Source organism: Acinetobacter sp., from assembly GCF_049284435.1.
Lineage (GTDB): Bacteria > Pseudomonadota > Gammaproteobacteria > Pseudomonadales > Moraxellaceae > Acinetobacter.
The window spans coordinates 1-12,847 of record NZ_JBAPXX010000109.1 but is presented as its reverse complement, the minus strand read 5'-3'; the positions used below and the strand labels follow the sequence as shown (position 1 = coordinate 12,847).

The following is a 12,847-nucleotide window of genomic DNA, read 5'->3' as shown; positions in this document are numbered from 1 at the left end:
AATATTGGCAGGACTTTCGATTTTACTGAACACTCTTCAACTGCTCTCGGAATATTCAATAGATGAACTGAATGAAATCGCAACAATTGCATTAAGTACCTAAAGATGTGTAGATACCTATGTTTCTGATCTGCTGGATCAAAGCTGAAAATAAAAAAGTCCGCATGGCGGACTTTTTTTGTCTGATGTGGATTAGCTCATGTCAATCATGACTTTTAAGGCCTTCTCATCGGAGGCATGTTTAAAGACATCATAGGCTTTTTCAAAATCGGCAAATTTAAAATGATGGGTCGCCAGTTTTTCTAGGGGCAATTTGCCGGAACAGCAGGTTTTCAACAGCATCCCTGTGGTATTGGCATTGACCAGACCGGTGGTGATGGTCAGGTTTTTAATCCAGAGTTTGTTCAGTTCAAAACTCACCGGTTTACCATGTACGCCGACGTTGGCAATATGCCCGCCCTCTTTCACGACATGCTGGCAAATATTCCAGGTAGGTTCTACACCCACTGCTTCAATGGCACAGTCGACCCCGCGTCCATCGGTAATCTCTAAAATCTTTTGAATGGCATCTTCTTTGGCAGAGTTAATGGTATGCGTCGCGCCGACAGTCTTGGCAAATTCTAGCCGATTATCATCCATATCCACCATAATAATATTGGCGGGTGAATAAAACTGTGCGGTGAGCAGACAACTCATGCCGATTGGCCCTGCCCCGACAATCGCGACATTGTCGCCTGGTTTGACATCACCATATTGCACCCCAATTTCATGTGAAGTTGGCAGGATATCTGAGAGGAATACGGCCACATCTTGATTCAGGCCTTCGGGTAAATGATAGAGGGAGGTGTCGGCAAAGGGCGTGCGTACATATTCGGCATGGGTGCCATCAATCATATAACCCATGATCCAGCCGCCTTCATTGCGGCAATGCGCATACAGTTGTTTCTGGCAGTTTTCACAGGTTCCGCAACGGCTGACACAGGAAATAATCACCCTGTCACCTTTTTTGAAGTTCTGAACAGCGGAACCGACTTCTTCCACAATGCCAATACCTTCGTGACCTAAAATACGCCCATTAAAGCTGCCCTCTTTTCGTGTGGCCTCCTGCTCAATTTCCGGGTTTTTACCTTTCCAGATACCCAAGTCGGTACCACAGATGGTGACTTTTTCGAGTTTAATGATGGCATCGCCAGGATGCAAAATGGTGGGAACAGGGCGGTCTTCAAAGCGGATATCATTTGCGCCGTAATAGACCATCGCTTTCATACTTGTCATGACACATCTCCTAATGGAGTGAGGAATGAGAATGACCTGACTCAGCGAGAATAATGAACGCCTCGATTGCTTTTATACAGTGACAGCGATGGGCTGATTCATGATCTGGCTTTCAGGCCTATAGATACCTGTGTTCTTCTCGATTGTGCCTTGAGTGATAGGGCGCTGCAATGAGTCTTGTGTACAGATTGCAACAAAAGATCATCAGGGATGGTTCAGAGATAAATCTGCTATTTGGGTCAATGTTTAAATCATAGGATTGCAGGATCAGAACAGCCCTTCACTTTTGCTCAATCAACGTTTTAATACGCTAAAAAAAGCCCGCTAGGCGGGCTTCTTCACTTCACTTAAATCTGTTTTATGCTTGTAAAACAGTGATCAGCTTCTGATGCAAACCACCAAAACCGCCATTTGACATAATTACTACGGCATCGCCCTCGCCTGCTTCTGCCACCACGGTCTGAATGATGTCATCCAGTGTGCGTGCAATTTTAGCTTTGTTTGGCGCAGCCTCAATGACCGGTTGCAGATCCCAATCCAGTCCTTCCGGTTGATACCAGATCACTTCATCGGCCAGACGTGCTGAATGAGCCAAGCCATCTTTATGACTGCCCATGCGCATGGTATTGGAGCGCGGTTCAATAATCGCCCAGAGTTTGCGTTCACCCAGACGTTTGCGCGCGCCTTCTAAGGTCGTATCAATCGCCGTCGGATGGTGCGCGAAATCATCATACACCTCGATACCACGGACTGTGCCTAACAGTTCCATACGGCGTTTCACACCACCAAAATTGGATAGTGCTTCACAGGCAGTTTCAATCGATACGCCGACATGTTCAGCGGCTGCAATCGTCGCAAGTGCATTGGCAACCGAATGCTGCCCGGTCATATTCCACTGTACTTCGCCTTTAACAACGCCGTGTTGCAGAACTTTAAAATGTGAACCATCTGCTGACAATTGTTCTGCATAAAGTTCAGATTTTTCGTTGGCATCCAGACTGGTGCGCACTACAGGCGTCCAGCAGCCCTGCTCCAGTACTTCATCAATATTGCTTTCAGTAATCGGCGCGATAATTCGGCCTTCGCTTGGAATAGTGCGAACTAAATGATGAAACTGTTTTTGAATTGCCGCCAGATCATCAAAGATATCAGCATGGTCAAATTCCAGGTTATTTAAAATTGCGGTTTTCGGATGGTAATGCACGAACTTGGAACGCTTGTCGAAGAAAGCAGAATCGTATTCATCAGCTTCGACACAGAAGTATTTCCCGCCACCGAGACGCGCACTTTCCGAAAAGCCCAACGGCACACCGCCAATCAGAAAGCCCGGCTCTAGACCCGCTTGATCCAGTACCCAAGCCAGCATGGTTGTTGTGGTAGTCTTGCCATGTGTTCCGGCGACACCCAGCACGTGTTTGCCTTGCAGGACATGATCGGCCAGGAACTGTGGGCCTGAAATATAAGGTAGACCTGCATTCAGCATATATTCGACTGCATCAATACCACGCTTCATGGCATTACCGACAATGACCAGATCCGGATGCGGCTGCAAATGGCTGCGGTCATAACCCTGCATTAAAGTAATGCCTGCATTTTCAAGTTGGGTCGACATGGGTGGATACACATTCAGGTCTGAACCTGTTACCTGGTGGCCCAGATCGCGTGCAAGTAGCGCTAACGAGCCCATAAAGGTGCCACAAATACCCAAAATATGCAGATGCATCTACTTCACTCCGTTCCTGTCTGACCCATCACTTTATATTGGTGCTGTTGTCATGATTTATTCAATTTGCAAGCAACGATAGCAAGGCTTTACCTGAAAAGATAGTGAAAATTCTGGCCTTGTTGTGGGATTTTTTAAATCCTGTTTCACGGGTAAATTCAAAGAAAATTTCAAAGCGATGCAATATCTTTTCGCCAAATAAACCGTAAAATAAGTCCGACCTTTTTGCAGAGTGCATGCAGATGCTGCCGGCTTTATTTCTTCTGGTAATTGCCAACTGTTTTATGACCTTGGCCTGGTATGGGCATTTAAAGTTTTTGCCGCATGATGCACCGCTCTGGCAAGCGATTTTATTCAGCTGGGCCATTGCTCTGTTTGAATATAGCCTGATGATTCCGGCGACCAAATTACTGGCACAGCAAGGTCTGGCTGTCGGTCAAATGAAAATCACCCAGGAAGTCGTGACCTTACTGGTCTTTGTTCCTTTTATGATTTTTATGTTTAAACAGCCCTTTAAACTGGATTATCTCTGGGCCGCTTTATGTCTGTGTGGATGCGTCTATTTTGTCTTCCGTACCCCTTAACTTGATCTAATGGCTCAGCTGAATCAGTGGGAAATGGCTTCTAAATTCAGAAAGTAATTTCTGCCGATCCGGTTCAAATTCCAGTTTATTCAGGCAGCGCTGGATCAATTGAATCGCCATTATTTCTGCAGCCTGTTTTAGTTCAGGTTCGGGTACGTTATGTTGAATCATCGCTAAACATTTCAATATTCTCTGATTGAGTTCAATACAGCCCACACAATCTCGGGCCATCGGGGCAAAACTACTGTAAATCAAATCCCGGAGATCAAAGATATCCACACTGATATGCGGACAATCCCGCTCTGGTAAATCTTCGGCGGCCTTGCTGTCAATCAGGATTCGGGTTAAGGCATCAACGGCATTAATCGCTGATCCAACATCGTTCACTGCGGGAGACATCGCCTTCTGCCCTACTTCGCTCATCACCACCACACCAAAACGCGGGTCCTGTAAAAAGCTGCGATTGGTTTCAATGATTACATGATTCAAAATGGAGTTTCGGATCTCCTGCTGCTGTTCCGGGCTGAAATCGCGGTCGCTATATACCTCTGCCAGTGCCGTCCTCGGATCCAGAAATTTTCCGGGTAGCTGGGGAAGATGGATATGCAGCTGCTGGCTGACGGCCAGTTGCTCCAGTCCTTCACTATTAAAATTGGTGAAATAGCCGGTCTGGGTACTAAAAACACGAAAGGCGGCTGCTTGCTCTGGGCGTTGTCCGGTAGCACCAAAATTCGGCTGATGTCGAAACTCCGCCAAGGCGGTAGAAGCAGCGACTTCAATTTTGTGAATGGTGGTGGTGAGGTTGCCTAGTTGCGACAGGGTTTGCACCCAGCGAATCAGAGTATAAATCAGATACATCAATACCAGAATGGTACTGATAAACAGTACAAATCTGCCTGCAGGACCATAATAGCCAAGCCCGAGCGCAATCTTGGCAATCACAGCATAAATAAAAGCCGAGATAAAACTGCTGATGGCAAGGCGGGTATTGTCATCACTCATCATCAGCTGATAGGCACGTGGTGTCCCGCTGGATGATGCAGACGCAAAGGCTGCGACCATAATCGACAGGGAAAAAGTGGTGACTGCCAGCATGCTGGAGGAAATAATATCTAGCAGGCTGCTCAGGGTTTCAATACTTATATTGGGAACAGTGCTGGTCGGGATGAAATAGCGACTGGCGATTGCAAACAGCGAGAAAAAGGTCGCAAAGACGGCGCCAAGGGCTGGCATCAACCATAAGTTTTCTGAGGGGTTCTGTAGCCAGATTTTTAGTTTGTACCACATAAAAATACCCTGCCAATGTATAGGTTTTAGTTTTAAGCTATTAATTGCAAAAAAGTTTTATCTTGATAGTTATACTTTTTTTAATGTGATGTATGTCCTATTTTTGTATTTTTAGCCGCAAAATTATTTTTTTATTTTCGACCATTTTCCAGGTAGATAATTTTAATTCTTAATTGTTGAGCTGAACTTTAGACCAAATCAATTTCAGTCTATACTAGGCAACTCCTATTAAAGCTTGGCTCTCTCGTCGAGATTTATTTTTTTTACTTTAATCTCTGGAAAATTTGCAATGAATGCGGCTGCTGCACAAGACGCTCCTCTAGTAGGAATTATCATGGGTTCTCAATCGGATTGGGCAACTCTCGAACATACTGCCAATATGCTGAAGCAGCTTGGTGTCCCATTTGAAGCTGAAGTCGTTTCTGCACACCGTACTCCTGACCGCCTGTTTGAATATGCCGAGCAAGCACGTGATCGTGGTATTCAGGTGATTATTGCCGGTGCAGGTGGTGCAGCGCATTTACCGGGTATGTGTGCAGCGAAAACTGATCTTCCAGTTTTGGGTGTACCGGTGAAATCTTCGATTTTAAACGGTGTCGATTCATTGCTGTCTATTGTGCAAATGCCAGCCGGGATTGCGGTGGGTACCTTGGCCATCGGTCCTGCCGGTGCCACCAATGCTGCCATTATGGCCGCGCAAATTCTGGGTTTGACGCGTCCAGAGATCGCAAAAAATGTTGCAGATTTCCGTGCAGCGCAAACAGATAAAGTGGCAAGCAACAATATTCCAGGCCAAGCTTAAGTCGAGACACAGATTATGGATAAAACCATCGGTATTTTTGGTGGCGGTCAGCTGGGTCGTATGATGGCGCAAGCGGCACTTCCATTAAATATTCAATGTACATTTTTTGACGCCAGTACAGACTGCCCTTCTGCTGCTTTGGGCCCGGTGATTTCGAGCCAAGCTGAAAATGGTCTGCAAGACTTTATTAACAGTGCAGATGTATTTAGCCTTGAGTTTGAAAATACACCCCTTGCAGATGTCGATGTACTCACACAGACCAAACAGCTTCATCCACCACGTCAAGCTTTAGCGATTGCCCAGCATCGTCTGTCTGAAAAAGCCTTGTTTGATGAACTGGCTATTCCGGTTGCCCCGTATAAAGCGGTCACTTCACTGGAAAGCTTACAGGCGGCTGTAGCTGAACTGGGCTTGCCGATCGTACTGAAAACTTCACGTGGCGGTTATGATGGTAAAGGCCAATTCGTTTTACGTTCGGCCGGTCAGATGGATCAGGCCTGGGCAGAATTGGGCCCTGCAGGTGAACTGATTGCTGAAAGTTTTGTAATTTTCTCACGTGAAGTTTCAATCATTGCAGTACGCGGCCAAGATGGTGATGTCAAAACCTGGCCATTGGCAGAAAATCATCATCATAACGGCATTCTGTCGCACTCGATTGTGCCTGCACCGAACAGTGCAGATTTGCAGCCGGTGGCGCAAGACTACATCACTCGTCTGCTGAATCACTTGAACTATGTCGGTGTCCTGACCCTGGAGCTGTTTGTGACAGACAAAGGCCTATATGCCAACGAGATGGCACCACGTGTGCACAATTCGGGTCATTGGTCGATTGAAGGTGCCGTATGTTCGCAGTTTGAAAACCATGTGCGTGCGGTGGCAGGTTTGCCTTTAGGTTCAACTGAAGTGATTCGTCCAACTGTCTTGGTGAACATCATTGGTCAGCATCCAAAGTCTGCCGATGTTCTGGCTTTGGAAGGTGCACATTTGCATCTGTACAACAAATCAGAGCGTGAAGGTCGCAAGATTGGTCACATCACCCTGATGCCAAATGACAGCGCGCAATTGTCTGTGCTTTGCCGCCAACTGGCGAAAATTTTACCGAATCCATTGGCATTGAGCGAAGATATGACCATCTAGGCTTTAACTTGCTGATAAAAAAAGCGATCACTTCGGTGATCGCTTTTTTATTTGTCTGCTTTCAGGCATGATTGCGCCTCTTTAAAATGCCTGCCATTGGCCGGATCATTTTTTAATCAATTGCTTATAAACTGATCAATTGAGTATAAATATAACAATTTAATAAAGCTCTATTTTCAGCTGAATTTTGTCATATTCACTTGTGGATAAGCCTGAAATCAAAGTTTGAATTTAAAAATGGAAAGCGGTTTTGAATTTAAATTCATAAAAATAAATTCAAATTTAAATCGCACTTTGAATTTAAACTTGCGCTTTTAAATTCAAAAATATGAATTCAAATTTAAAATTGGATAAATGAATTCAAAGTTTTTGAATTTAAAAATATTAGCCCATTATTCAAATGAATTTAAAAGAAAAACTAGTGTGATTAGAGTGTGTTGATGATCGTGACTCGCTTTTCCTGAAACAAGTTATCCCCAGTAATTTTTTAAATTCAAAACCAATCCCAAATGTTTTGAATTTAAATTTAAAAATCCTGCTGATTTGAATTTAAAGCAGGCTTGTGGATAACTCATGTTTAAATTTAAAAATTACAAAATGAATTTAAAAGTGTAGAAATTATGAATTTAAATTTACGCATTGGCGCTTTAATTTTCATCATGAGCTGCTAAGGTAGAAACATAATTCAAAATCTAAATATTCAAGGGTCTTATGCAACGGCTTGCACTTTTTATTGGTTCTGTGGTCTTGGCTGCTTCACAGGCACAGGCTGAACTTATTATTAATGGTCAACGTGTCACGCCGACTGATTTGACCTCTAGTTCAAATATCCCAAATTACGCCTCCCAAAATAATTTTCAAAACTGTCTTGCCAATTTGCGCAGTCAAGCTATTGCTAAAGGTGTAAGCGGCAGTAATTATGATCGTTATACCCAAAACTTAAGCCCAGATTATTCAGTGATTGAACGCCTGAATTACCAGCCTGAATTTTCTACCCCGATTTGGGATTATTTGTCTGGTTTAGTGGATGAAGAGCGGGTTCAGCTCGGCCTGCAAAAACTACAGCAACATCGTGAGGTGCTCAATCGTGTTGCTGCTACCTATGGTGTACCTGCAGAAACGGTGGTTGCGGTCTGGGGCGTCGAGAGTAATTTTGGCGATATTTCCGGAAAATATCCTTTATTACAGGCTTTAGGGACTTTGAGTTGTGAAGGCCGTCGCCAGAGTTATTTCCGCGGTGAGTTTTTTACCACCATGAAATTGTTACAGCGTGGTGATGTGCGTGAAGATCAATTAAAGGGTTCCTGGGCAGGCGCATTTGGTCATACCCAGTTTATGCCATCCACATATGATGAGCTTGCAGTTGATTTTGATGGTGATGGCCGACGTGATCTGGTTTCGAGCATTCCGGATGCACTGGCATCGACCGCCAACTTTTTAAGCAAGCGTGGCTGGCAAAGCGGACAACCTTGGGGTTTTGAAGTCAAAATCCCGCAAGGCATGTCGGTTTCTGGTGAAGGTCGTCGCAATAAAAAATCGCTAAGTAGTTGGATTAATCAAGGGGTAGTTCGTGCCGATGGTTCGGCATTGGTTCAAGGAAATTTATCGCAATCCTCTCAGGCCGGATTGCTTGCGCCTGCGGGTCCGAATGGCCCGGTGTTCTTGGTCTTTAAAAACTTTGATGCTATTTATAGCTATAACGCGGCAGAAAGTTATGCTTTGGCCATTGCCCATTTATCAGATCGCCTGCAAGGGAAAGGCTCGTTTATGGCAACATGGCCCACCGATGATCCGGGGGCTTCACGTGCAGAACGTCGTGAGATCCAGCAATTTTTACTGAATCGTGGCTATGATATTGGTGCGGTAGATGGTTTGATCGGTGATAAAACCCGTCAAGCGATTCGTCAGGAACAGCAGCGTTTGGGCTTGAGTCCAACAGGTCGGGCCGGTCAGCAGATTCTGCGAGCTTTCAGAAATGAAAATGCCAAAAATCTGATGCGTTAAGCAAGATCTTAATTTGGGGTTGGGTTTCCCTCTCCTCGTAGGAGACTTGCGAAGCATGCTTCTCAGGGAGAGGTTTTTATAAAACTTTCCCTCATCCTAACCTTCTCCCAAAGGGAGAAGGGATTTTTTAATACTTATAAATTTAGATTGATGTAATCGTACCGAGTACACGATATCCAGCAGCACCGGTGACTGCTGGCAGGTTACCATTCAGCTGGTTCATAAAACGCATGGCCAGCCAGGCAAAGGCGGTGGCTTCCACCCAGGTCGGGCTTAAGCCAAGATCAGCCGTAGTCTGTACGCTCCATTCATGCTTACGTAGGCGCCAGCGCAGTTGCTCGAGTAAATGTGAGTTATAGGCACCGCCACCACAAACAAAAACTTGTCCGGTATCCATGCCAGAACGGTAAATGGCTTTTTTAATCGCACGGGTGGTGAGCTTTAATAAAGTCGCTTGTACATTTTCTGGAGTATCTTCCAATTCATCGTATTGTAGGTCATTGCGCCAGTCAGCAATCTGTTCGTCCAGCCATTCCAGGTTGAAATCTTCACGGCCAGTACTTTTCGGAGGTTCTTTAGAGAAGAATTCGTGTGACTGCAAGCGATCAAGCAAGCTGCGAATCGGGGTGCCATAGGCTGCCCAGTTGCCATTTTCATCAAAAGGCTGACCGGTATAACGGGCACACCAGGCATCCATCAAGATATTGGCCGGTCCGGTATCAAAACCATAAACCTCTTCAGGCTTGCCGGCAGGCAGCAGGCTGACATTCGCAATACCGCCTAGATTTAAAATTACCCGGTGAATGCTGTCATGCTGGAAAATATCCTGATGAAAGGCAGGGACCAGTGGGGCGCCTTGGCCGCCTGCAGCCAGATCACGACGACGGAAATCGGAAATCACCGGAATCTGGGTGATTTCAGTAATGATGTTCGGGTCACCAATTTGCAGGGTAAAACCATGTTCAGGACGATGCCGGATGGTCTGGCCATGCGAGCCAATTGCCTTGATTCTAGATTTATTCAGGTTATTCTTTTCAATCAGTGTGTTGATGCCATTCCCAATCATTTGTGCCAATGCAACATCTGCTTTGCCCATACGATCAATTTCATTGTCATCGGGTAAAGTGAGTGCCATCAGCTCATCACGTAAGTCAGGATCAAAAGGCAAAGTGAGCGTGGCATGAAGCTGGAGTGGATCAAAAGAAGCAGCAACAATGTCGACACCATCCATGCTTGTGCCGGTCATTACCCCAATATAGATCGCTGTCATGATGATTCTAAAGCCTGCAATGTGCTGAAAAAGTGTTAGTATATCGCACAAATTGAATAACTGATGTATTGGATTTTGTGATGTCAAATTTCCTGCCGGCTGAAGAACAACTTGCCCTCATTCAACGAGGCACCCACGAAATTATTTCTGAAGAAGATCTTCTCAAGAAATTAAAATTGAATCGTCCATTAAAAATTAAAGCGGGTTTTGACCCGACTGCGCCTGATTTGCACTTGGGCCACACGGTTCTCATTAATAAGTTAAAAGTATTTCAAGATTTGGGTCATGAAGTGTTGTTTCTGATCGGTGACTATACTGCGATGATCGGTGACCCAACCGGAAAAAGTGCTACGCGTCCGCCATTGTCACGTGAACAAGTTCTTGAGAATGCTAAAACTTATCAAGAACAAGTGTTTAAAATTCTTGATCCAAACAAAACCAAAGTGGTGTTCAACTCGGAATGGTTTGCTCAAAAAACTGCGGCTGATTTAATTCAATTGGCATCACAGCAAACTGTTGCGCGTATGCTTGAGCGTGATGATTTCACCAAGCGTTATAACAATCAACAACCGATCGCGATTCATGAATTTTTGTACCCATTGGTACAAGGTTATGACTCTGTTGCGCTGGAAGCAGATGTTGAATTGGGTGGTACAGACCAAACCTTTAACCTGTTGATGGGTCGTACCTTACAAGGTCGTTATAACCAAGAAGCACAAGTATGTATCACAGTACCAATTCTTGAAGGTTTAGATGGCGTCAACAAGATGTCTAAATCTTTAGGTAACTATATTGGTGTATTTGATGCACCGGGCGCAATGTACCAAAAAGTGCTTTCAATGCCGGATGCATTGATTGAGCGTTATTTTGATCTGCTGAGCTTCAAAACCATTGAAGAAATTCAACAGTTATTAAAAGAAGTGGCTGAAGGTCGTAACCCTCAAGAAGTCAAAAAGATTCTTGCGTTGGAGCTGGTCGAGCGTTTCCATGGTGCAGAAGCGGCTGCCAATGCCCATAAAGGCGCGGGTAATATCATTACTGAAGGTGAATTACCCGAAGGTACGCCAGAAGTGACCATTTCACGTGGCGAGTTTGGTGGTGAAATCTTTATTACCTCGATTTTACGTGAGGCAGGCTTAACCAAAAACGCAGCCCAAGCTAAGGATGCATTAGGCCGTGGCGCAGTGAAAGTGGATTGGCAGACTGTAGATACGACGTATTCTGTGAAAGAGAACGTAACTTTGATTGTTCAGGCCAGCAAAAAAGCAATTGCTAAAGTCACTTTTGTTGACTAAAAAGCGGATAAGTTATTGAAATAAAAGCAGGCTTCGGTCTGCTTTTTTTATTGATGTCCTATATTTAAAAATCAAATAAGTAAAGTCAAAAAAAATCCTATGAAAACAAGAGTTAATTTTTCCCCAATCACTTGCTTTTCATCTTTATTATGTATAGGATTTATTCATCTAGAGAATTCGTTTAGAGCATCTAGAGGGTAGTAAAAATAATAGTACTCCACAATTGAAAAAGTCTCTTCTCCAAGAGGCTCTTTTTAAAAGCTTTAAAGCGAATAACTATAATAATGACATAATGGATCGGTAAAGATTCAATTCTAAGGAGGGGATTTTGGGAGAGATCTCTTCCTTTTTTATTTATTCTGATTGCGTAATCAAGATATAAATCTGCATGCCTACTCTTCTCGTTGAGCAACCAAACTTAAAATTAATCAGCAAATTGAACTTAGGTGAATGACCTCTAAGTGTGAGTTCATTTCAATTGACTCCAAAAGAAAAGTGCAAAACATAAAAAATTAAAATAGAGGTGGTTTGATGTATCGCTATCCAACAGAAGATATTTTTGATGAAGAGATCGATTGCATTTTACGGTTCTTATTTGAATACCAGCCGGTCGAACAAAAACAGCAACTCTATAGATCTGTCTATACTTTATTTATGTAGCTTGATCTGGCCGCACATTATTTTTTGTTTTCCCTGATTGAAGAGTAATTACCGCGACGCGCGAAATTATTCTTTATTGCCGAGGATTATCAGGGCAAGAAAGACATAATTGTAGAAGTTATGCAAGACTGGCTTGCACAGCAACAACAGGAAAAAGTCGCTTAATGAGAAATAACAGACTTTATCTTCTACATATAAATGATCTAAGCATGGTTTTTGGATTCGAAAAATACAACATGAATACCTCTTCTATATAGCAGCCTAAGAATAGGCTTTTATAAAAGCTTTTTAATTTTAGAAATAACTCATAAATTGAGGAGTCTAGGATTTAGATCAGTTTATTGGGCAAGATAGGGTGATTTTGGTTTTCTTTTGACGAGCTAATTTAAATAAAAGACAAGATTTCAATGTCAAAAGGCTAAAAACACTATTTTAACGATTATTGTGATAGCTTTTAGGTCTAAATAAATTTTCAGTTATAAAAATAAAATGACGTGTTTAGTGGGTTTATTGCATAAAAATGCTTAAAAATTAGATAAAAAAGCGATTTTTTAGCAATTTTTGTAGAAAAAAAAGACATACGTGAAAAATATAGTGAATTGGGGGTTGCAATGATTCTGAAATCCTCTAGAATGCACCCATACCGACGAGATAGACGGAACGAACGAAGCAGAATGGCGGAGTTGTTGAGTTTATCGAAGTCCAGCTTCTGGCACTGACGAGGTGTTAGAAAGATCATTAAGAGATTATGAAGAACAACTTGTGTGGATTTTTACTGGTTGATTGATCGAAATTATTTTCATTGATTGA

Annotated in this window: 9 protein-coding genes and 1 pseudogene; 6 read left to right on the top strand and 4 right to left on the bottom strand. The window is 43.5% G+C overall.

Annotation, left to right across the window (positions count from 1 at the left end; genetic code table 11):
* Positions 1 to 192: 192 nt before the first annotated feature.
* Complete coding sequence (locus tag WAK81_RS09955; RefSeq protein WP_422196680.1) at positions 193 to 1,275, bottom strand: zinc-dependent alcohol dehydrogenase family protein; 1,083 nt, start codon at positions 1,273 to 1,275, stop codon at positions 193 to 195.
* A 358-nt stretch (positions 1,276 to 1,633) separates the two neighbouring features.
* Positions 1,634 to 2,998 carry a UDP-N-acetylmuramate:L-alanyl-gamma-D-glutamyl-meso-diaminopimelate ligase gene (gene mpl / locus WAK81_RS09950; protein ID WP_422196679.1) on the bottom strand — a complete coding sequence of 455 codons (1,365 nt, stop codon included), beginning with the start codon at positions 2,996 to 2,998 and terminating at the stop codon, positions 1,634 to 1,636.
* Between the two features lie 242 nt (positions 2,999 to 3,240).
* On the opposite strand from mpl, the gene WAK81_RS09945 reads away from it, so the two are divergent.
* Entirely contained in the window at positions 3,241 to 3,582 is a 342-nt protein-coding gene (locus WAK81_RS09945) for a DMT family protein (protein ID WP_004729014.1), read from the top strand.
* Positions 3,583 to 3,588: 6 nt separating this feature from the next.
* On the opposite strand, the gene WAK81_RS09940 is transcribed toward WAK81_RS09945, so the two are convergent.
* Positions 3,589 to 4,869, bottom strand: coding sequence for a DUF2254 domain-containing protein (locus WAK81_RS09940; RefSeq protein ID WP_422196678.1), 1,281 nt, complete (start codon positions 4,867 to 4,869; stop codon positions 3,589 to 3,591).
* Between the two features lie 289 nt (positions 4,870 to 5,158).
* On the opposite strand from WAK81_RS09940, the gene purE reads away from it, so the two are divergent.
* The 3 genes from purE (at position 5,159) to WAK81_RS09925 (ending at position 8,812) form a co-directional block, all read left to right on the top strand.
* Positions 5,159 to 5,671, top strand: a complete 513-nt coding sequence (gene purE / locus WAK81_RS09935; protein ID WP_111810723.1) for a 5-(carboxyamino)imidazole ribonucleotide mutase — start codon at positions 5,159 to 5,161, stop codon at positions 5,669 to 5,671.
* Positions 5,672 to 5,686: 15 nt separating this feature from the next.
* The gene (locus WAK81_RS09930; RefSeq protein WP_422196677.1) at positions 5,687 to 6,808 is read left to right on the top strand and encodes a 5-(carboxyamino)imidazole ribonucleotide synthase; all 1,122 of its coding nucleotides are present in this window, start codon (positions 5,687 to 5,689) and stop codon (positions 6,806 to 6,808) included.
* Between the two features lie 711 nt (positions 6,809 to 7,519).
* Positions 7,520 to 8,812, top strand: coding sequence for a lytic murein transglycosylase (locus WAK81_RS09925; protein ID WP_422196676.1), 1,293 nt, complete (start codon positions 7,520 to 7,522; stop codon positions 8,810 to 8,812).
* Positions 8,813 to 8,954: 142 nt separating this feature from the next.
* Here WAK81_RS09925 and WAK81_RS09920 read toward each other — a convergent pair whose 3' ends face one another.
* Positions 8,955 to 10,082, bottom strand: a complete 1,128-nt coding sequence (locus tag WAK81_RS09920) for an anhydro-N-acetylmuramic acid kinase (protein WP_422196675.1) — start codon at positions 10,080 to 10,082, stop codon at positions 8,955 to 8,957.
* A gap of 80 nt (positions 10,083 to 10,162) precedes the next feature.
* Here WAK81_RS09920 and tyrS point away from each other — a divergent pair, with 80 nt between their 5' ends.
* On the top strand, positions 10,163 to 11,377 hold the full coding sequence (gene tyrS / locus WAK81_RS09915; protein ID WP_004647151.1) for a tyrosine--tRNA ligase: 1,215 nt from the start codon (positions 10,163 to 10,165) through the stop codon (positions 11,375 to 11,377).
* 531 nt (positions 11,378 to 11,908) lie between these two features.
* Positions 11,909 to 12,202 (top strand): annotated as a pseudogene (locus WAK81_RS09910) (hypothetical protein).
* Positions 12,203 to 12,847 lie beyond the last annotated feature (645 nt).